The sequence below is a fragment of the Ruegeria sp. YKSD179 genome (assembly GCF_059612885.1).
In genome coordinates, this window is record NZ_JBXWRL010000003.1 from 176,614 (window position 1) to 196,371 (window position 19,758).

Here is a 19,758-nt window from a genome sequence, read left to right on the forward strand (position 1 = left end):
GCGGCTAATGGTCCAGTGGTTCCGGTGATTGGGGCGACTGACGAAGTTTGGCCCAGCGGTTTAGCCACGCAAGACCTGCTAAAGACAAGCCCAATACCAAAAGCGAAAACACCCTGATTAAGCCTCCCAATCCCGCGATATCGATTAGGAAAACTTTGCCGACAGCCAAACCGATCACTGCCAAACCTGCCTTTCGCATCAGGCCAGATTGACGGGCAAGTGACTGATAAAACAACACTGCCCCAATAATCAAAAGCACCACCGTATATGTATAAAGTTCCGGCTGAGACACTCCGTTGTCCGCATACATTCCAGCCGCACCCTGCCAAAAATGTCGAATCATCAACCCGAGCCATACAGAGCCCAATAGGACCGCAAGACCATAACTAACTTGACGTAACAGTTTGGGCATCGGCTTGATGCGCCATGCAGAAAATAGCATAGCAAGTCCCGGCAGCAGATATGCAACGGCCAACGTATTGAAAACAGGCAGACCCAAAACCGGGTCAGCATCCGGGACCAAAAGTGGATTGGCGTCGGTCAGCGCCTGCCCAAGCCGATAAGCCGCGTGACCTGCAAAGAATACAGCGAGCAAATAGCGAAATTCGGTCAGATTTCCACCAATTTCGAACCTTTGCACCTGCGCATACGCCAGCAACAGCCAAATCACCGAAAGAAGACCAAGCCCCCAATGACTGTCCTGCGCCCCGCCTTCCCCAAAGCCTTCCAACCAGCGCAGCAGCAACAACGATAGCAGGATACCTGCAGTCGCCCACGCCGCGCTTTCCAAAAGCAACTTTGCAACCGGGCGATCAAGCGGTTTAAGCACAATCCAGGCAACTACAAACCCGACCGCCGCGCCTCCGTAAACCAGCGTCATTTCGAGCAACGGAGCAGAATTCGCCCAGTCAAGACCAGGGTCCAGCACAAGGCGTACAGTGACAGAAAATACACCGGCCCAAATGAACCAACTCATCGGTGGCAGCTTGAACGCTCTGTCCAGCGCGGCTGCGACTATGGTAGCAACCACAATTGCGATAGTAAGCGCGGCTGAGCTAAGAACAATGACACAGGCAAAGGTCATGCAAGATAAGGCAGACAGCGTGAACAGGGCGGTTCTAATCCGCTCTTCTCCGTCAACACGGGCGAATCTTTCGGCAAGGACAACCATCAAAACTGCAAGTGCGACTGCATGCAGTGCCCACGTATAGGCTCCGATTACCAGAGCTGGAAGCCAGCCGATTTCAAGCGCTATTCCTAAGAGCGGAGCAAATACCGCCGCTGCACCGGCCCAGACCACGGAATAGCGCCTGGAAGCGAACGATCGTAGCGCAGCGCAAACCGAAATAATGGCTCCTAAAGCGACAAGAACAGTCGCAACCCATGGAAAATCCGCCTCAGCTGTCTGAGCATACGTTATCGCAAAGTCTCGCGCAGCCAAGCCACCATCTAGGCCGTGCGCTAAGACAAACCAAACCAGCCCTAAAGCAGGCAGCAAGGTTGCATCCTGCAGCGCCCTTGCGTTTCGTGCCCAAAGGGTCAGAGACAGGGTGAGGCCAGATAATAGAAACACGCTGAGCCAAAACTCGGCGATTGAATCCGCCCCGTTAAAGGACAAAATCCCAGATGTTACTGCCACCGTGCCGAAACCCAGAAGCGTTGGAAACGCTGGCCAAGCATCTCCATCCTTTCGTTCGAAGATTTCAAACGTCATCGGACCAGAGTGATCAGGCCAAATGCGCCGCACAGGTATCGCAATAGAAACCAAGGCAATCACCGTGACAAATGTCAGATATCCAGATTCAGTCGTTGGCGCGGAAAACACCAACATCGCGCCAGATCCATATGCGCCAACTAGCGATAAGATCGAAATCCAGGCCCATCGCCTTACCGTGTCGATCCCGAGACCCAGAACAGCAACAGCGAGAAAGTAACCCAATAGCCATGTCGGATCTTCCGAAGTTCCACCCACAACAAAGGGCGCTGCATAGGCACCGATCAGGCTTACGGCTGCCAGCAATGGACCATGAAACCAGCCAAGCAGCAGACCAATCAGAGCGACAACTATCATCGCAAACAAGGCGGATTCGGCACCGATGAGATCGTAAAGCTGGCGCGCGGCCAACACGCCTCCGAAAAGCGTAACCAAGCCAGCCCCGGAAAACACCGACGGGATATACGCGGAAGCAAACTTTTCATCGTCGCCAAATCGGCGGCGGACGACCTCGCCAAACAAAATTAGCGCAGCGCCAAAGGTCAGCGCTGCGACCACCCGCGCCGCCGGAGGTAACAAGCCGGTTTCTACCCCATACTGGACCAGGAATATGCCCGCCAATGCCAGCGACAACGCTGAAACTGCATAAAACCAGTTTTCACGAAGCCAAGCACCAAATCTGCTGAACCAATTGCTCTGTTCGGATTTTTCCTTAGGCGGTTTGACGGGCCGCTGAATCTTGGTTGGCTCGATTTTAGCAGGTTTTTCCTTGGCTTTAGACTGTTTCCAAGGTCCTTTGAGAGGTTCCGCGGGTTTTTGTAAAGATGCCGGTGGCAATTCGGTATCTGCGCCACGAAGTTGCGCAACAGTGCGTTCCAGATCATCCAGCCTGCGACGCATGCGTATTTGCTTGACCAGCAGGACGACAATCGACACAGGTATGGCGACCAGAATAGCAAAAACAACAAGAGCAACCAGCGTTTCCAAGTAAAACCTCCAAGTTTAAGTTGCTCTAGGTTACCCCAGCACATGTGCGGAATTGTTTCAGATTGTCTTATTATTTCAATGTTTTGTGCAAGTCATTTATTGCGACGGACATCAAGCGAAAAGGGGTCAGGGATGAAAAAGTGACCCCACCAGATAGGCGATCGACGCTGCAGCACCTCCGATCAGGGTGGTTTCGAGCCCTGAACGCCACCAAGGAGCTAATGACCAGCGGCTTTTTAAGGCGCCTATAAAAAAGAACACTCCCATGGTCATCCAGACAGAGACGGTAAATGCGTTTTCGACCGAAGCCAAAAAAGGCAACAAGGGGATCATTCCTGCGACAAGAAAGGCAAAGAACGTCGCCATCGCAGCCTTCATCGGATGTGGATCGACGCCACTAAGCCCGTATTCTCCCTCGATCATCAGATCGATCCAGTTTTCGTGGTTGGCTGTAATAGCATCTGTCGCGTCTTCCAGAACGCTTCCGGTCAGGCCCTTTTGCGAAAGAATTTCGCGAACTTCGCGCCGTTCACCTTCGGGATAAAGCTGGATGTGCCTTGCTTCAACGGCGCGAAGGCGGCGAATGTTATCCAATTCGGCCTTCGTTCCTGAATAATTACCTGCCGCCATTGAAAACCCGTCCGCCAGGACATTGGCCAAACCCAATGCGACAATCACGAATGGTGACAGACCCGCACCCGCCACGCCTGCAACTATGGCGAAGGTGGTGACTGAACCGTCTATTCCACCGTAAACCACGTCGCGCAACACTCCGCGCCCCGGCGGTGCGTTAATGCGGGCGGTGATTTCCTGCTCGCTGTGGCCGTGATCGGTCATGGCTGGCTCCGCCCTGTTTACATAGGAAACGCTAGACCATCATTGCGCGTTGGATCAAGATTTTGAGAACAACCCGCTTAGCGCCTGCTTGACCATGCCGCTAGTCGAAGGTCTGTGGCGCGCCGAGAATGGCAAAGGGCGGCAGACCTCCATCGCCGCGACGCCGACCCTCGCACTAAGGGCACCGTTGACAAGCCCTTCACCAAAGCGGCGGGACAATTTGCTTAGAACCGAGCCGCCAAGTATAGGTTCGAGCAAATCGTCGCCAACCGCAACAGCGCCAGTGGCTACCAGATGAACAAAAACAGCGCGTGTCAGGCGCCAGCTACCAAGAAAACCTGCTCTTCCACCATAGACTTCGGCAATTCGTCTGATCATTCGAAGCGACGCGGCCAGAGCTGTAAAAACATCTGCTAGGGCCAATGGTACAAGCGCGGTAACCGTAGCGACTTGGCGCGCAGCGGCTTCAACTTCTTTGCTGGCGGCGGCATCTAAGGGGGCAAGTATTTCGTCTTCGGCTAATCCCAGCAGAGTAGATGCTTCGAACTGATCGCCAACGCGTTCCTGTGTGCGATCGCGACCCCAGCGAGTTTCTTCACGCCCCTTATAAAAGTAGATCAACCTGTTCGTGACCTCGCGCGCCTTTGCCAAGTCATCTTCGGCGATGGCCGCATCTGCGGCACGGCGCAATTCATCTACTTTCGACAACCGAGCGATCGCAGCCAGTTCGCGCAAAGCAATGATAATTGCTACCAAAACAAGTGCGCCCATCAAAACGGAAATGATCCCGCCCAGAACAGGGGCACGCGTCAACAAAGAAGTCGCGAAGTCCCAAGCTGAAACCGAAACCACCGCGCCAATTACTGCAAGCGCCAAGCCCCAGAACCAGCGTGACAGAACTGAGGGGCCACTTGCGGCTAATCGAGCTGCTCTCTGCATCGCCTGTCCCTGCGGCTGCACAAGATCGGGAACGGGCGGAGCCTGTGCGACATCCGCAATCTGTTCGTCTTGCTCCAAGTTGATCAGTACAGGGCCTTTAGACATCCTTAGCCTCACCGCTATGCCAAACGTACTTTACATCCGGAAGGTTTTCGTCATTTTCTGCCCCGTCGCTTCGGGCAGCTTCTGAAAACCCATTGCGCTCGTAAAACCGGCACGCGCCTGCATTGGCTTGAAACGCAAATAGCGACAGTTCCGTTTGCTCCAATTTCGCGTGATCAAGAAGGTAGCGACCAATCCCCTGTCCGCGAAATGCTTGCTCAATATAAAGAGAGTGGATTTCAGCCCCACTACGGGCCAAGAATCCCACAACCCTGTTATCATTTTCAGCCACGGTCACCCAATCCCTATCGATCATGCTTCCGCAAAACGCGATGGTTTCAGCGCCTGAATGCAATTTGGGCATCCAATCATGCTCGTCGGAAAAATCGTACAATATTTCCCCGGTGGCACCTGCGTCTGTACTGCGGGCAGAACGAAGAAAAACGGTCACAATCGGTCTCCGATCAGAAACTGCATGGCGCGGTCGAGCCGGATATGGGGCGGTCCATCTCCGGGACGCAGGGACAGACAGGACGGCGCAAAGTTCATAAATTCATATTCTGCGCCCAACCAGTTTTCCGCACCATCCCGCGCCGGGCCTAGCAAATGGGATGGGTCTTGTGGCAATTCGCCGGGATAGAAAGCCGCCTGCTTGCCGCTATCCAGTAAGGTCCCGCGTATGCAGGGCAACTCAACCCCGTCATGACTGCGCATCTCCTCAGTTGTTGCGCGCAATGCGGCCAGGGACAGGGCCGCCGTTTCGGCCCCTGCGAAATTGGCCTTGTCGCGCGCGTCCCGTGTGAGAGCCTCAATGATCGCAGTCAAACGAGGATGTTGCAGGTGATGCAAATGATCAGCTTTCGTAGCCGCGAATAGAATACGTTCCACACGCTTACCCAGCAGTAATTTGCTGAGCCATGCATTTCGGCCGGGGCGGAACGCAGACAGTGTGTCAACCATCGCGCGACGCATATCTTCGACCGCCTGTGGCCCCTTATGTATGGCACCCAATGCGTCAACTAATACCACCTGACGATCTATCCGCGCAAAATGATCGCGAAAAAACGGTTTAACCACCTGCGATTTATAGGCTTCGTATCTACGTTCCATCTCGCGGCCCAAAGAACCCCGGCGCAGCACACCCGAAATCGGTAGCGGTGCGAACGTTAGAACCGGCGACCCGGCCAGGTCACCGGGTAAAAGAAAACGCCCTGGCGTGCAGTCGTAAAACCCTAAATCCCGCGTTGCGTTTAGATAGTCAGTAAAGCTTCGGGCCAGATTTAGTGCGGTTGGTTCGTCATGGACCGCTGCAGAATCCGACGCGCGCGCGGCAGCAACATATTCCGACGCTTCCGGACGCCTTTCGATACGTAGCCAGGTTTCATTTGACCAATCCGCATAGGATTTTTCCAACAGCGCAAGGTCCAGCAGCCACTCGCCAGGGTAATCGACAATATCCAAGTGAATCTTGCGTGGCCCCTGCAACCCTGACAAAAGACCGGCTGGCCGCACCTTAAGCGAAAGACGCAGCTCTGACACTGAGCGGGTGCTTTCCGGCCAGTATGGTTTTGCCCCTGTCAGCGCCGACAAATGAGACTCGTAATCAAACCGTGGCACCGTGTCATCTGGTTGGGGCTGCAAATATGAGGCTGTGATCCGGCCTTCTTGCTGGGCCGCAAGCGCCGTCATTCGGCCCCGGTCTAACAGGTTTGCCACAAGGGATGTGATAAACACTGTTTTGCCCGAGCGCGCCAAACCTGTGACCCCCAGGCGGATGACCGGCTCAAAAAAAGTCTCGGACACGGTATCGCCGATGGATTCCACGCCTCGGACAAGACCGTCTGCCAGTGATGAAATGACCAAGCTGTCGCCCCGCATTTATCGTTTCATCCAAGATAGGTAGCAGATCGCGCACTTGCCAGAGATTTTACAGCCTCTTGCCCGCCCGCGCGTCGCGCGATACGAGCGGCTTATGCCTAGGTACGCTTTGAAAATCGAATACAACGGAGAACCGTTTGCCGGATGGCAGCGGCAAAAAGAGCTTCCATCTGTTCAAGGCGCGATCGAACAGGCTTTGTCCCGAATTCAACCGGGCCAACATACAATTGCGGCGGCTGGACGTACCGACGCAGGTGTTCACGCATTGGGGCAGGTGGCGCATTGCGATCTAAACAAAGATTGGGACCCGTTTCGCCTATCCGAAGCATTGAACCATCATCTAAAGCCTCATCCGGTGGCCATCTTGAAAGCCGTTCATGTCGCTGACGACTGGCACGCAAGATTTACCGCGGTCGAGCGGCAGTATCTATTTCGAATCCTGATGCGGCGCGCGCCAGCGACGCATGACAAAGGTCAGGTCTGGCAGATCAACCACCAGCTGGACGTCGCTGCAATGCAGGCCGGAGCGGATATGCTGATTGGGCGGCACGACTTTACAACCTTCCGTTCATCCATTTGTCAGGCTGCCAGTCCTACAAAAACTTTGGATGAGTTAAGGGTGGAAGAGGTTCAGGGGTTTTCTGGCCCCGAAGTTCATTTCCATGTTCGCGCTAGATCCTTCCTGCACAATCAAGTTCGTAGCTTTGTCGGTACTTTGGAAAGGGTCGGAGCAGGCGCTTGGACACCACAGGATGTAAAGGACGCGCTTGAGGCAGAAAATCGCGCCGCTTGCGGGCCTGTTTGTCCGCCCCAAGGGTTGTACCTTGCAGCTGTCAGATATCCTGATCCAATTTTCGAGTAATTCAAAACGTCCGCAGCAATAAGCCGCCAGCTATAACCGCAATCAAAAGCCCTGCTACCAACTCGATAGTAGGCGCAAGAACCGCTGCAAACCTCGTGGCTGAAGCCGACGTTAAAAGCCCTCCGCGCAGTCCGAAAGAAGTCCAACCAACCAAAGTCGTTACAGTTGCTGTCCCCAGTGCCATCGCGAACGCGCCAGCTATTCCGACCAACGCAATACCCATCTGCCATGTAAGGATCAGAACGAACAATGCACCGGTGCAGGGGCGCGCGGCGATACCCGCGATCAGGATCAAAGCCTCGCGTATGCTGCCGACATTGGCCACCTCTTCAACGCTTGGGCCGTGCCGATGGCCGCATTCTGAGCAAGCATCGTGATCATGGTGGTCGTGGTTATGGTGGTGGTCGTGGTCGTGGTGATCCTCGTGCGCAGACACGCTTCGATGCCGTTTGGCAAAACTGCGCAACGCGCGGACTACCAACCAGAGGCCAATTATCGCTATGGCACCGTAACTTATCGGCGCCATAATCTGTTCCGTGGTGCCGACAAGGCTTTCTCGGGACATCTGAAAAACTAGAACCCCCGCATAAACCAACACAACGGCCGTTACCGCTTGCCCCAAACTGGACAATACACTGATCGCCGACAGCCGCCAAAAAGCAACTTGGCGGCCAAGACCATAACCGCCAATCAAAACCTTGCCGTGACCAGGACCGATCGCGTGAAAAAATCCGTACGCGAAACACACGGTAAGCAGAGTCGCGACTGCTTGTGGTTGCTCGGCCCGCGCGGCCCGCAAGGATCGTGCAATCTGGTTCTGAAACTCTCGTTGCTCGCCCGCTGCCCAAGCTGCCAGGTGATCAAAACCACCGCTTCCCCAGAACCAAATCAGCAGGCCGCAGGCCAACGCAACCGGAAAAATCAGGTATCTGGACATGAAACGAAAATCTCTGTCGCAAAGTTTTCACCGATCAGAGGGATATCGTTCTCCTCCAGATCATAATCGGCATCCAGCGTTTTCAAAAATGCCTGCATCTGAGCCAGCTGCCCGTCGATATCAGGTTCGATGCGCTCAATAGCACAAGAAACAGGACCCGATATTACAACAGGCCGGGTAACCTCGTAAGCGGTATAATAGGTTTCGTCAAATGCCTTAGCAGACAGGGAATTCGCTGGAATCCTTCCGCTTTCCACAGTTCGCAGGTGGGTGGTTACAATCCGCCCATCCTCAGTAGTGGCTGTGGCCTGCTGCGGGCCAGACAGCAGCACCGGCTGTCCGGCTGAGCGAACCACCAGATCACCATTGTATCCCTCGACCCATTGCGCATCAAAGCCAGCCAAAAACTTCTCTTCGTCTTTGCTCAGTACTCCGTCAGCGTCCTGATCCAACTTCAGATCTTCCAATACCAACAACGAATAAAACTCATCGTAGGCCCAAGTGACCCTGACATGAGTGAGAGCACCAGTTTCATCGACGATAAATTCCAAACCCGTGTCGATAAAGACATGAGGGTGAGCCATTGCCGGAACAGGCAAACAAAAAGTTAGTGTAATAGCCAACCAACGCATTTGGCAAAGATAGGTTGCCAGCACACCAACGGCAATGCCGTTTCGTTAGCAAACACAGAAACAAGCAAACTGACGCTAGCCGGGCGGAAATAACACTAAGGTTTGCAAAGCGGTGCCGACAGGTCCTTTAATATCGTACAAAACAGATTGTGACATACCTATACCTGTCGGTTGCCAATGCGAAACAGACTGCGATGCAAACCAGCCCGGAACAGGCTCACGGTGGATTTGAACCGTCAGATCCGTGTTCATAAAGCCCATTTCGCTTGTCGGCGCGTTCCACGAAATACCATTCCCGCAATCCGCCAGGGGGCATAGCGCCTGAACGGGCGAAGGGGTTTCGCCATCAAGAATGGCCGGGGTATGCATCCAGATTGTTTTTGGACCCGCCCCCTGATTGCCTCCTTTCGGATACTGCACATCCGCGTAGTGCGCAAAACCAGGTAGACTATGGCGCATCTCACCAATCGGAAACGGGCCGTCGACCAGATCTTCGAACAGAATCGGATCGTTAGGAGCGTCCGGCACCGGGCCCAAGTCTCTGCTCTGAAGATGCATTGTAGACGCAGTCGCGCACAATGTGTCGTTCAGATCATGTACTGTCACTCGTGTCGTCGCCAAAGTCTTTGTGTGGCGCGTTGTTTCTGCAACAACTCGAAGACCTGTCAGTGGTAACGGGCGCAGCAGGTCAACTGTTAACCGGGTCAAAATTTTACCTGGCCCGACTTCCGTCTCGGCTGCCCGCGCAATCAGGCTGGAAACGGGTCCCGCATGACAATGCTCTGCTGACCAAGGTCCGCGGGCTGGATCGTTTCCCACAAAAGCGCCATCGGCTCCGACATGAAAAAAAGCCGGTTTGGAATCGATTTTCATGGAAGCGTTCTCAGACCTTTTCCTGAGTGTGTTTCTTTAACTCTGCCCTGGCCACCTGCCGGCGGTGAACGGCATCTGGGCCGTCTGCCAATCTAAGTGTCCGCACATGCGTCCAGGCAGCAGCCAAAGAAGTGTCCTGACTGATGCCTTGCGCCCCGAACATTTGCACTGACTCGTCAATTACTTTTAACGCAACGCGTGGCGCGACGACCTTGATCTGGCTAATCCATGGGGCAGCTGCGCGCGCATCGCCTTGATCCATGTACCATGCGGCTTTAAGGCAAAGTAATCGGGCCATTTCGATTTCCATCCGGCATTCAGCGATAATGTCAAAATTCGCTCCGAGTTGTGCCAGTTTTTTGCCAAACGCCTCGCGTTGAAGGGAACGTTTGCACATCAGTTCTAGTGCCGCCTCAGCTTGCCCAATGGCCCGCATGCAATGATGAATGCGTCCGGGCCCAAGGCGACCTTGGGCTATCTCGAACCCGCGCCCCTCACCCAGAAGAATGTTTTCAGCGGGCACCCTTACATCTGTGAACCTGATATGCATATGGCCGTGCGGAGCATCGTCGTGGCCGTACACTTCCATTGGACGCAAAATTTCGATCCCGGGGGCGTCGGCAGGTACCACAATCATCGATTGACGCTTGTGTTTGGGTTGGTCTTCACCAGCGGTTTTCACCATGACGATATAGACTTTGCAGCGTGGGTCGCCCGCGCCAGACGACCACCATTTCTCACCATTCAGCACGTAAGCTTCGCCGTCCCGCACACAGGACATCGAGATATTGGTGGCATCAGATGAAGCAACATCCGGCTCTGTCATGAGATAGGCCGAGCGTATCTCACCATTGAGAAGTGGTCTCAGCCACTTTTCCTTCATGGCTTCGGTTCCATAACGCTCAAACACCTCCATGTTTCCCGTATCGGGGGCAGAGCAATTGAACACTTCAGCACCCAATGGGGTTTTCCCCATTTCCTCGGCAAAGTAGGCGTATTCTACTGTCGTCAGGCCCAATCCCTTATCGCTGTCAGTCAGCCAAAAGTTCCACAAACCGGCAGCTTTGGCCTTGGCTTTCAAACTTTCCAAAATCTCTGATTGACGTTCCGTGTACCGCCAACGGTCACCTTTGTTAATTTCAGCTTGATATTCTTCCTCCAAAGGCATGATTTCGTCTCGGACCATTTCCGCCACACGGTTCAGCAGATCACGGTTTTCATCGCGTAACCCGAACGACATATTCATGAATTTCTCTCCTCAGCTCAGGGAACCGGTCTTTACCTTGGGTTCGAGAATGACTTAGCTGCCGTCACTATGTCCAGCCGCATGACGGGACGTAAATTGCAAACTAATTGCGTGGGAACAAAATAGTGGCGCTATTGATTGAAACCGGACTGTCCGACTGGATGAGCGATGACGAAATCGCCGAGGAAATTCGAAGGCTGGCGCCTAACGCAGATGTCAGAACACCTGACACGATTGGCGATGCGTCGGAAATCACTATGATAGCTCTGGTCGCTTTAAAGGATGATCACCCTAGCCGATTACCGAACTTGCAGCTGGTACAAAAACTTGGCGCTGGGGTCGAAACGATTGTAAACAACCCAATCCTTCCTTCGAATGTTCGTATTGCACGACTAAAGCCTGACGCTCCTGCCCAAGGTATCGCAGAATGGTTTCTGGCCTATATCCTACGCAGACAACGACACATGGCTTTTCACGAGTCCGCGCAGCGTCGGTCAGAATGGATCCCCAAAGCGCCGCTTTTTTCACCCGAAACAAAGGTCGGAGTGCTGGGATTAGGTCACATAGGCGCGCGTACGGCGGAAATGCTTCGCGCCGTTGGCTTTCAGGTCATCGGCTGGAGCCGTTCACCAAAATCCATCGAAGGTGTCGTATGTCTTCACGGTGAAAATGCGCTGACTGCGTTATTGGGCCAATGCGACCACATCTGCGCGATCCTGCCGTCTACCCCTCTGACCAGCGGTTTGTTCGATGAAGAAATGCTGTCGAAGATAAAACCCGGCAGCCAATTGCTGAATGCAGGCCGAGGCGACCTGATTGATGAGATCGCCCTTGTGACCGCATTAAACAACGGAAATTTGAGCCACGCCGTTCTGGATGTCACAAGCGAAGAGCCACTGCCTGCTTCAAGCCCGCTTTGGCGACATCCCAACGTTACAATAACACCGCATGTATCAGGCTGGCATCTCGGCGAGGCACTGGCTGATGTGGCAGAAAACTTTCAACGGTTGAGTTCCGGCAAACCAATATTGCACGAAGTCGATCGAGAGAGAGGATATTAAAGAAAACGAGCTTTACGGGGTGAGAATCCAGTTGCCGTTTGCATCACGGCATCTGCGGGTTCTGATCTGCCTAGTTTGGCTCACTCCTGCGGGGCGAATGAAGTGCTGAAGGCTCGCACAATTGTCGCGCACTTCGAGGACGCGAATTGTGCCCTTTGAACCAGTGCTTTCGTTGATCCATTCACGTTCCTTTCCTGCTCTGGGCGTACCACTGGCTAACATCGAATCAGATGTTGCGCTTAGCACTTCGAAGTCTTCTGGACTCAAACCCGTCTCTGAAATTATGCGGGAAAGCGGTTTTGCCAAAACAACTCCTCCTAGCCCCAAAGTGACGGCAGCAGCCAAAGCAATAGAACTAAAAGCCTTCATGATAGCCTCGCAAAGCTGAAAATCATTGGGATCAACACTATACCTCGTCTCGCACTGGACCAATACCCGCCTCCATATCTTCAAAATTTTCAGAACATTCCTATCGAAAGGCCAACGCTAGGACTATGAGGTCTTTCTTCGCATAGTGCCCAAACCACCAACCAGAGGCATCTGATGGCAAAATCAAACTACTTCGCGCCAACTGGCGGGCATCCGGGCCAAGATCAACTTTTGACTGATCGCGCCATGTTTACAGAGGCTTATGCAGTGATCCCAAAAGGGACCATGCGGGACATCGTCACCAGCTATCTACCTTTTTGGGATCAAACGCGACTTTGGGTTCTCTCCCGCCCTCTCAGCGGGTTCGCCGAGAGCTTTTCCCAATACATCATGGAAGTCCAGCCGGGTGGTGGGAGCAATCACCCTGAGACCGACCCGAGCGCACAAGCTGTATTGTTTGTGGTCGAAGGTTCGGTAACACTGACGCTATCTGGGCAAATGCACGTACTGGAAACCGGAGGCTACGCTTATATCCCTCCAGAATCCGAATGGACCCTGCGCAATTCAAGCGACACGGTTACTCGTTTTCATTGGGTGCGCAAGGCGTACGAAGCCGTTCCTGGCCTACCCTCCCCCGAGGCAATCATTACGAACGAGAATGACATAACTCCCAATGAAATGCCTGATACTGATGGGCGCTGGTCCACAACCCGTTTCGCTGACCCACTGGATTTGCGACATGACATGCATGTAAATATCGTAAATTTCGAACCCGGTGGTGTTATCCCATTTGCCGAAACCCATGTGATGGAACACGGCCTGTATGTGCTTGAAGGAAAAGCAGTTTACCGCCTTAATCAGGATTGGGTCGAGGTCGAAGCGGGTGATTATATGTGGTTGCGCGCGTTCTGCCCGCAAGCTTGCTATGTCGGAGGACCCGGTCGGTTTCGTTATCTGCTTTACAAGGATGTGAACCGACATATGCCACTGAAGTTATCCAATCGCTGAAAGCGCACTGCCTTGCTCCAGCTTAGGGCTTCACAGAAGCTGCTGAATCTGTTGAAATACGACCAGAATTTCAGCACTGGAGAATTTCCATGTTACTGCGCGGAACGATTTTGGCCATTGCGGGTTTTGTTGGCCTTACTGCCCTCGACGCAACTCCGGTTGCAGCAAAGGAAGAAACCAAATCGGTGTTTGTTATGAGCCGCACTTGGGCGGTTACTCAGGTGTCGGAAGAGCCGGTAATTTATCGCGCTACCCGCGATAATAATAACCTTAACCCGTTCGGGCCTCCTCCGCGTCTTCGTACTGTTCAGGCTATAGCCGCAATCCAACAAGCAACCGGCTGCAAGGTGATTTACTCCAGCATGTATCAGAATATGTCTGGTCAATTCTTCTCACAGGTAAGCTGCAGCTAAAATCACAATCTTCAGGCATTGAGGTCCCTTGATCCGCCTGCCATAGCTTGCGAATGAAACTCGCGATCAATGGATTCGGCCGTATCGGCCGCACGATTTTGCGGCAGGTACTTACCAAGCCGCAGAACACCGATATCGAACTGGTTTTAATAAACGATATCGCCCCAATTGAAACCTGCTCCTATCTATTCAAATACGACAGTACATTTGGCCCCTACCCCGGAAACGTAGTGCACAAAGATAGCAATCTGCACGTGGACGGGCAGTCAGTCCCCATGACTCACAGCGCCGATTTGGCGAATGTGGACCTAAGTGGCGTCGACGTTCTACTGGACTGTACCGGTATCGCTCGCACTTCGGATGTGGCTCGACGCGGGTTGAGTGCTGGGGCGGGTAAGGTATTGATTTCTGGCCCCTCTCCCGCTGCAGAAGTGACGATCGTTTTGGGTGCCAATGAAGATCAGCTGGGGACAGCGCGCATAGTGTCCAACGCTTCCTGCACCACCAATGGGCTGGCACCTCTGGTCAAATTGCTGGATACGATCGGAGGCGTTTCAACGGCGCATATGACGACGATTCACTGTTATACGAATAGTCAGCCAATGGTCGACGCGCCGCGGGGTGATCTCGCACGCTCCCGTGCCGGAGCGCTTTCCATGGTTCCCACAACCTCCAGCGCGACAGATCTTATCAATGTCGTCCTGCCGCATCTGAAAGGCCGCATTTCAGGAGCGGCAGTCCGCGTTCCAACAGCCAGCGTTTCCGCAGTGGATCTGGTCGTGTCTTTGGAACGCGCTATGAGTTTCAACGAGTTCATCGCCGCCTTACAACAAAGAGTTCAAGACTCTTCAGTTCTCGGCTGGACAGATATGCCATTGGTTTCGTCGGATTTGCGAACAAGACCGGAATCGCTTGTTTTGGCTGGACCTGAAACGCGGATGGTTGATGAGCATCAAATAAGGTTATTCGGTTGGTACGACAACGAATGGGGATTTTCCGCGCGTATGCTGGACGTCGCCCGACTGATGGCATCAACTTGACTTTGGATTGAACCAACATCGCGCGACCACGTGGACAGATTGGACCCGACAAAAGCGGTATAGTTCAAGCCTGCACCACCTCGTACGGCGAGGCGAACCAGTGTTCTTCCAGATTGTCACCCTTGCCGATGCGATCCACCACTGCGAACAAGCCCGGTTCATGCAGCGGAGTAAGCACACCGTGCCATGTACCCCGATGATAATTCACGACCTGCCCCGGGTTCGTCAAAAAAGCGTGGGGACGCCCGGGCTTACCATCTTCGTCCGGGGCAACAATTACTAGAAAAGGGTTTTCGGTCATTGGGATAAACGCTTGGCTGCCATCAGCATGACGCTCAACCATTTCGAGCTTGTAAGGCAATTCACGGGGAATGGCGTTAAACAAGCTAATCCCCGGGCGCCCATCAGCGAAATCCAATATCGCGCGGTCATGATAACGGCCGCATAGCCCTTGATTGATAATCTTATCTGGTTGACCTGCGTGATCAATCAGGTCGCCAAATGGCGCAAAAGCTTGAACCGAAATTGGTTCAATTTCGATCTGACAACTCATGATGGCAAGACATCCCTTAACCGAAACTCGGCAATCCGCTCCACCTGGCGACATGCTTCGGCAAATTCCGTCCCACGATCATGTTCAATTCGGCGCAAGAATGCTTGCATTATCGAGGCTTTATCGTGGTCCCGCACTGCAATGATGAATGGAAACCCAAATTTCTTGGAATATTTTTGGTTAAGATCGGTAAAGTTTGCTCTTTCCTCATCAGTCAATGCGTCCAATCCGGCAGAGGCCTGTTCGGAAGTACTTTCCAAGGTCAACCGTTTTGCTTGCGCCAGCTTGCCCGCCAGGTCTGGATGCGCCAATAAAACACCCAGCCGTTCTTCTTGGGTCGCAGAGCGGAATATCCGCGACAGCGCATTGTGCAAACCACCCGCGGTGTCATGTGCCGGGCCCAGCTCCAGTTCGAATGCACGCTCGGCGATCCAGTCCGAGTGCTCGAAAATACCTCCGAACGCCGTCATGAATGCTGCTTTTTCCATTTGTGACGGTCTCGATGCTTTGTGCGGTGAGTGTAATCTGGCCCAGTGCTGCGCAATCTGTTGCCGCGTTGCAAACCAAACGTCTGAATACCCGCGCGCGTAATCGAGAAACCGTTTTAGCGCCATCACCCGACCGGGACGTCCAATGAGGCGGCAGTGCAATCCTATTGAAAGCATTTTGGGAGACCCTGCTTCACCTTCTTCGTAAAGCGCATCAAAGCTATCTTTAAGGTAAGAAAGAAACTGGTCACCGGAATTGAATCCTTGCGGCGTAGCAAAACGCATGTCGTTGCAATCAAGCGTGTAAGGCACAATCAGCTGATCCTGCCCCTCTTCTATTTGCAGCCAATAAGGCAAGTCGTCGGCGTATGCGTCGGCGACATAGTCAAATCCACCTTCTTCCGCCACCAAACGCACGGTATTTTCAGAGCAGCGACCGGTATACCATCCGCGCGGACGTTCCCCGACAACTTCGGTATGCAACTGTATCGCCTCTGCGATCTGTGTACGCTGTTCCTCCTCCGACATATCCTTGTGTTCGACCCATTTCAGCCCATGGCTGGCAATTTCCCAACCAGCAGATTTCATCGCAGCCACTTGATCCGGTGATCGGGCGAGCGCCGTGGCGACACCGTAGACTGTGATTGGCAGGTCCTTCATCAATCGGTGCAGCCGCCAAAAACCTGCCCTCGATCCGTATTCGTATATCGACTCCATGTTCCAATGACGCTGTCCCGGCCATTGCGCGGAACCCACAATCTCGGACAAAAAAGCCTCAGACGCGGCATCACCGTGTAGAATACAGTTTTCTCCGCCTTCCTCGTAGTTCAACACGATTTGAACAGCCAATTTTGCGCCCCCTGGCCATTGCGCATCCGGCGGGTTAGCTCCATATCCGATCATATCGCGAGGGTAGCGCGGTACCTGCATTGTGTTTTCCATCCCGTCTTTCATCTATTTAGTACTGCCATACCGCATTAAAGCTACAACGATTATCAAATCAAACCGAACGCAGCTTCCGTCCATTTTGGCATTTCCTATGATTTGAAGTTTGTTCCAAACTGGACCCAACAAAAAGGTAATTTAAAGGGAGAGGCCTGTGGCAGGTTATCTGACGACCCATGTACTGGATACGGCACGCGGCTGTCCGGCAGAAGGGTTAAAAATCGCTCTGTATAAAGTGTCCGGAAACTCACATAGCAAGCTGGTGGAAATGCAAACCAACACGGATGGGCGTACGGACAGTCCAATACTGCCTATGGATCACTTTAAAACAGGAACGTACGAACTGATCTTTTTTGCCGGCGACTATTTACGCGATACGCACCAAGTTAGCGAGGATCTGCTGTTTCTCGATCAAATACCCATCCGTTTCGGCATGTCCGATCCAGAGTCGCATTACCACGTCCCTCTGCTATTGTCCGCCCATGGATATTCTACCTATCGCGGTAGCTAATACATCAATCCTCGTACTGGCGCACAACTTTTCCGATCCGTTCTATCATGAAGTCCATGAACAGACGCGCCTTGGGATCCTGATGACGGCGATGCGTGTAAAGGCATGCCATTTGCACCGGCACTGGCGGCGTCTTTGAAGCCACTGGAACCAACCGCCCTGCCTTGAGGTGCTCGGCCACCTCAAATGCCGGTTTCATTGCAATGCCTTGCCCGGATAAAGCCCAGTCTGTTAGAACGTCGCCATCATCACACTCGAAACGTCCCGTCACAGCAAATTTTTTTGGGCCCTCTGGCGTTTCCAGCAGCCATTGGAATTCTGTAGCGCCGGGGAATCTCAGATTCAGACATTCGTGTTTGTCTAAAATCAAATCATCACCCGAATTAGGCATTCCGTGCTTCTTTACGTACTCGGGTGCCGCGCACAAAAGTCGCTGGCAATCGGCAATTTTGCGAATACGTAGCGTGCTATCTTCGGGTTGGCCGATGAAAAATGCCAGATCCAGACCTTCGGTTGTGAGATCGACTGATCGATCTGTCAATCGTAACCGAACATCGATTTCCGGATATTCTGACAGAAAGTCAGGCACATGGGGCGCTATCAGCCGACGGCCCACCCCCAAAGGTGCTGCGACAAACAATGATCCACGTGGTGACTCGGTCAGGTGGATGACCTGCGCTTCGGCTTCATCCACAGCGTCCAATACTGCAACAGCACCGGGGTAAAAGGCACGCCCCTGTTCCGTAGGGGTGAGGTTTCGTGTGGTGCGCTGAAACAATCGAACGCCCAAATGCTCTTCCAGTTGAGAAATCCGCGCCGAGGTAACGGCTGGGGAAATTCGCATGTCGCGCCCGGCCGCAGACATGCTGCCCAAATCGTAGACCCTGACAAATGTGCGGATATTATCGAGATAGGACATCTTTTCGTTTTTTTTTGATACAGTTTGACAATATGCAGGAATACCGAAGAAAAGCCCGCTTGCCTAGTGTGGCTGCAAGCAATCGGAGACCTCATTCATGTACGACTTCGCCGTTTTCTGGGACTGGATGGCGTTCGGTGTGCGCTGGCTGCACGTCATAACCGCCATCGCCTGGATCGGATCATCATTCTACTTTATTGCGCTGGACCTCGGTCTTAACCGCGACATCAACGGCCCGGCGGATGGTGAGGAGTGGCAAGTACACGGGGGCGGTTTCTACCATATCCAGAAATACCTAGTCGCTCCTGACAAGATGCCAGAGCACCTCACCTGGTTCAAATGGGAAAGCTACGCAACATGGCTAAGCGGCGCGGCCCTTTTGATGATCGTCTATTGGTTAGGTGGAGAGCTTTATTTGATAGACGCGCAAAAAGCTGATCTGGCCCTGTGGCAAGGCATTTTTATTTCCGCAGCCTCTCTAACAGTGGGTTGGCTGGTCTATGACAACTTGTGCAAATCCGGCTTGGGCGAACGGCCGACCCTGCTGATGCTGCTGCTTTTCGCGCTGCTGGTGGCTATGGGTTGGGGTTATAACCAGATTTTTACCGGTCGGGCGATGATGCTGCATCTGGGTGCATTTACGGCGACGATCATGACCGCAAATGTATTCTTTATCATCATGCCGAACCAACGGATTGTAGTAGACGATCTAAAAAACGGTCGCACACCCGATCCGAAATACGGCAAGATCGCAAAACTGCGCTCAACTCACAACAACTACCTGACCCTGCCGGTCGTATTCCTGATGCTTTCGAACCATTATCCGTTGGCATTCGCGACTGAATACAATTGGATTATTGCCGCATTGGTGTTCTTGATGGGTGTTACAATCCGGCATTACTTCAATACGCGTCATGCCCGATCCGGCAATCCAACATGGACCTGGCTTGTAACCGCACTGCTGTTCATTGCTATTATGTGGCTGTCGACCGCCCCGATGTATGAACCATTGGAAGAGGCCGAGGCCACTCCGCTCACACCTTTTGAACAGCGCTTCGCTGCTGCGGACGGATTTGATGAGGTACACGACGTTGTTTTGGGTCGATGTTCGATGTGTCACGCGCGAGAACCGGTTTGGGAAGGCATTCTTTGGGCTCCGAAGGGTGTTTTGCTTGAAACGAAGGCTGACATCGCCCGCAATGCACAGCAAATTTACCTGCAAGCGGGTGTTACTCACGCGATGCCGCCGGCCAACGTAACCTACATGGAAGAAGAAGACCGCGAAGCCATTGTTCGCTGGGTTCGCAATGCTGGGTTGTAATCCCGAAACAATCTGATCACAGGGTAGACCAAAACGGCTGCCTAAAGAACATAAATCCTTTCCCTATTGGCATTCAGATGCTCTAAGTTGAATTTAACGAGCCGCAAAACCTGAGTTCCTGCG

Annotated in this window: 20 protein-coding genes; 7 read left to right on the forward strand and 13 right to left on the reverse strand. The window is 53.2% G+C overall.

The window, feature by feature from the left end; translation table 11 throughout:
- Positions 1–4: 4 nt before the first annotated feature.
- The 5 genes from AC2FNE_RS02695 to AC2FNE_RS02715 all read right to left on the reverse strand — a co-directional run bounded on the left by AC2FNE_RS02695 (position 5) and on the right by AC2FNE_RS02715 (position 6,442).
- Positions 5–2,701, reverse strand: a complete 2,697-nt coding sequence (locus AC2FNE_RS02695; protein ID WP_496804724.1) for a DUF2339 domain-containing protein — start codon at positions 2,699–2,701, stop codon at positions 5–7.
- A 126-nt stretch (positions 2,702–2,827) separates the two neighbouring features.
- Entirely contained in the window at positions 2,828–3,538 is a 711-nt protein-coding gene (locus AC2FNE_RS02700) for a VIT1/CCC1 transporter family protein (protein ID WP_170473747.1), read from the reverse strand.
- Positions 3,539–3,592: 54 nt separating this feature from the next.
- The gene (locus AC2FNE_RS02705) at positions 3,593–4,582 is read right to left on the reverse strand and encodes a YcjF family protein (RefSeq protein ID WP_170604653.1); all 990 of its coding nucleotides are present in this window, start codon (positions 4,580–4,582) and stop codon (positions 3,593–3,595) included.
- The gene (locus AC2FNE_RS02710) at positions 4,575–5,030 is read right to left on the reverse strand and encodes a GNAT family N-acetyltransferase (RefSeq protein ID WP_170604651.1); all 456 of its coding nucleotides are present in this window, start codon (positions 5,028–5,030) and stop codon (positions 4,575–4,577) included. Before AC2FNE_RS02710 ends, AC2FNE_RS02705 begins: the two co-directional genes overlap by 8 nt.
- The gene (locus AC2FNE_RS02715; protein ID WP_496804759.1) at positions 5,027–6,442 is read right to left on the reverse strand and encodes a YcjX family GTP-binding protein; all 1,416 of its coding nucleotides are present in this window, start codon (positions 6,440–6,442) and stop codon (positions 5,027–5,029) included. Before AC2FNE_RS02715 ends, AC2FNE_RS02710 begins: the two co-directional genes overlap by 4 nt.
- A gap of 109 nt (positions 6,443–6,551) precedes the next feature.
- Here AC2FNE_RS02715 and truA point away from each other — a divergent pair, with 109 nt between their 5' ends.
- Positions 6,552–7,319, forward strand: a complete 768-nt coding sequence (gene truA, locus AC2FNE_RS02720) for a tRNA pseudouridine(38-40) synthase TruA (RefSeq protein WP_496804760.1) — start codon at positions 6,552–6,554, stop codon at positions 7,317–7,319.
- Position 7,320: 1 nt separating this feature from the next.
- Here truA and AC2FNE_RS02725 read toward each other — a convergent pair whose 3' ends face one another.
- The 4 genes from AC2FNE_RS02725 to AC2FNE_RS02740 form a co-directional block, all read right to left on the reverse strand.
- Complete coding sequence (locus AC2FNE_RS02725) at positions 7,321–8,256, reverse strand: nickel/cobalt transporter (protein ID WP_170473758.1); 936 nt, start codon at positions 8,254–8,256, stop codon at positions 7,321–7,323.
- On the reverse strand, positions 8,241–8,840 hold the full coding sequence (locus AC2FNE_RS02730; RefSeq protein ID WP_496804725.1) for a DUF1007 family protein: 600 nt from the start codon (positions 8,838–8,840) through the stop codon (positions 8,241–8,243). The genes AC2FNE_RS02725 and AC2FNE_RS02730 overlap by 16 nt, the downstream gene beginning before the upstream one ends.
- A gap of 123 nt (positions 8,841–8,963) precedes the next feature.
- The gene (locus tag AC2FNE_RS02735; RefSeq protein WP_170604645.1) at positions 8,964–9,761 is read right to left on the reverse strand and encodes a thioesterase family protein; all 798 of its coding nucleotides are present in this window, start codon (positions 9,759–9,761) and stop codon (positions 8,964–8,966) included.
- A 10-nt stretch (positions 9,762–9,771) separates the two neighbouring features.
- Positions 9,772–11,007: an acyl-CoA dehydrogenase family protein gene (locus tag AC2FNE_RS02740; protein WP_496804726.1), complete on the reverse strand. Its 1,236-nt coding sequence runs from the start codon at positions 11,005–11,007 to the stop codon at positions 9,772–9,774.
- Positions 11,008–11,132: 125 nt separating this feature from the next.
- Between AC2FNE_RS02740 and AC2FNE_RS02745 the strand changes: the two genes are divergently transcribed.
- The gene (locus tag AC2FNE_RS02745; RefSeq protein ID WP_496804727.1) at positions 11,133–12,068 is read left to right on the forward strand and encodes a 2-hydroxyacid dehydrogenase; all 936 of its coding nucleotides are present in this window, start codon (positions 11,133–11,135) and stop codon (positions 12,066–12,068) included.
- 12 nt (positions 12,069–12,080) lie between these two features.
- Here the strand turns inward: AC2FNE_RS02745 and AC2FNE_RS02750 are convergent, their stop codons facing one another.
- The gene (locus AC2FNE_RS02750; RefSeq protein WP_170604639.1) at positions 12,081–12,437 is read right to left on the reverse strand and encodes a hypothetical protein; all 357 of its coding nucleotides are present in this window, start codon (positions 12,435–12,437) and stop codon (positions 12,081–12,083) included.
- Positions 12,438–12,611: 174 nt separating this feature from the next.
- Between AC2FNE_RS02750 and AC2FNE_RS02755 the strand changes: the two genes are divergently transcribed.
- The 3 genes from AC2FNE_RS02755 to AC2FNE_RS02765 all read left to right on the forward strand — a co-directional run bounded on the left by AC2FNE_RS02755 (position 12,612) and on the right by AC2FNE_RS02765 (position 14,898).
- Complete coding sequence (locus AC2FNE_RS02755) at positions 12,612–13,445, forward strand: bifunctional allantoicase/(S)-ureidoglycine aminohydrolase (RefSeq protein ID WP_170604637.1); 834 nt, start codon at positions 12,612–12,614, stop codon at positions 13,443–13,445.
- Positions 13,446–13,534: 89 nt separating this feature from the next.
- A complete protein-coding gene (locus tag AC2FNE_RS02760) occupies positions 13,535–13,858 on the forward strand; it encodes a hypothetical protein (RefSeq protein WP_170604635.1) in 324 nt (107 codons plus the stop codon).
- A gap of 53 nt (positions 13,859–13,911) precedes the next feature.
- Complete coding sequence (locus tag AC2FNE_RS02765) at positions 13,912–14,898, forward strand: type I glyceraldehyde-3-phosphate dehydrogenase (protein ID WP_170604633.1); 987 nt, start codon at positions 13,912–13,914, stop codon at positions 14,896–14,898.
- 64 nt (positions 14,899–14,962) lie between these two features.
- Here the strand turns inward: AC2FNE_RS02765 and AC2FNE_RS02770 are convergent, their stop codons facing one another.
- Together AC2FNE_RS02770 and puuE are read right to left on the reverse strand one after the other, a co-directional pair.
- On the reverse strand, positions 14,963–15,451 hold the full coding sequence (locus AC2FNE_RS02770) for an ureidoglycolate lyase (protein WP_496804728.1): 489 nt from the start codon (positions 15,449–15,451) through the stop codon (positions 14,963–14,965).
- A complete protein-coding gene (gene puuE, locus AC2FNE_RS02775; protein ID WP_496804729.1) occupies positions 15,448–16,869 on the reverse strand; it encodes an allantoinase PuuE in 1,422 nt (473 codons plus the stop codon). Before puuE ends, AC2FNE_RS02770 begins: the two co-directional genes overlap by 4 nt.
- 169 nt (positions 16,870–17,038) lie before the next feature.
- On the opposite strand from puuE, the gene uraH reads away from it, so the two are divergent.
- Entirely contained in the window at positions 17,039–17,395 is a 357-nt protein-coding gene (uraH, locus tag AC2FNE_RS02780) for a hydroxyisourate hydrolase (protein WP_170473788.1), read from the forward strand.
- Positions 17,396–17,399: 4 nt separating this feature from the next.
- Here the strand turns inward: uraH and AC2FNE_RS02785 are convergent, their stop codons facing one another.
- Positions 17,400–18,314 (reverse strand): LysR family transcriptional regulator, encoded by a 915-nt coding sequence (locus AC2FNE_RS02785; protein WP_170604629.1) that lies wholly within the window; start codon positions 18,312–18,314, stop codon positions 17,400–17,402.
- 97 nt (positions 18,315–18,411) lie between these two features.
- Here AC2FNE_RS02785 and AC2FNE_RS02790 point away from each other — a divergent pair, with 97 nt between their 5' ends.
- Positions 18,412–19,635, forward strand: coding sequence for a urate hydroxylase PuuD (locus AC2FNE_RS02790; protein WP_170604627.1), 1,224 nt, complete (start codon positions 18,412–18,414; stop codon positions 19,633–19,635).
- Positions 19,636–19,758 lie beyond the last annotated feature (123 nt).

Coding starts and splice junctions, on each gene's coding strand:
- AC2FNE_RS02755 (WP_170604637.1), top strand. CDS start 12,612: ATGGCAAAATCAAACTACTTCGCGCCAACTGGCGGGCATCCGGGCCAA.
- AC2FNE_RS02705 (WP_170604653.1), bottom strand. CDS start 4,582: ATGTCTAAAGGCCCTGTACTGATCAACTTGGAGCAAGACGAACAGATT.
- AC2FNE_RS02750 (WP_170604639.1), bottom strand. CDS start 12,437: ATGAAGGCTTTTAGTTCTATTGCTTTGGCTGCTGCCGTCACTTTGGGG.
- AC2FNE_RS02700 (WP_170473747.1), bottom strand. CDS start 3,538: ATGACCGATCACGGCCACAGCGAGCAGGAAATCACCGCCCGCATTAAC.
- AC2FNE_RS02725 (WP_170473758.1), bottom strand. CDS start 8,256: ATGTCCAGATACCTGATTTTTCCGGTTGCGTTGGCCTGCGGCCTGCTG.
- AC2FNE_RS02790 (WP_170604627.1), top strand. CDS start 18,412: ATGTACGACTTCGCCGTTTTCTGGGACTGGATGGCGTTCGGTGTGCGC.
- puuE (WP_496804729.1), bottom strand. CDS start 16,869: ATGCAGGTACCGCGCTACCCTCGCGATATGATCGGATATGGAGCTAAC.
- AC2FNE_RS02770 (WP_496804728.1), bottom strand. CDS start 15,451: ATGAGTTGTCAGATCGAAATTGAACCAATTTCGGTTCAAGCTTTTGCG.
- AC2FNE_RS02735 (WP_170604645.1), bottom strand. CDS start 9,761: ATGAAAATCGATTCCAAACCGGCTTTTTTTCATGTCGGAGCCGATGGC.
- truA (WP_496804760.1), top strand. CDS start 6,552: ATGCCTAGGTACGCTTTGAAAATCGAATACAACGGAGAACCGTTTGCC.
- AC2FNE_RS02765 (WP_170604633.1), top strand. CDS start 13,912: ATGAAACTCGCGATCAATGGATTCGGCCGTATCGGCCGCACGATTTTG.
- AC2FNE_RS02740 (WP_496804726.1), bottom strand. CDS start 11,007: ATGAATATGTCGTTCGGGTTACGCGATGAAAACCGTGATCTGCTGAAC.
- AC2FNE_RS02760 (WP_170604635.1), top strand. CDS start 13,535: ATGTTACTGCGCGGAACGATTTTGGCCATTGCGGGTTTTGTTGGCCTT.
- AC2FNE_RS02785 (WP_170604629.1), bottom strand. CDS start 18,314: ATGTCCTATCTCGATAATATCCGCACATTTGTCAGGGTCTACGATTTG.
- AC2FNE_RS02730 (WP_496804725.1), bottom strand. CDS start 8,840: ATGGCTCACCCTCATGTCTTTATCGACACGGGTTTGGAATTTATCGTC.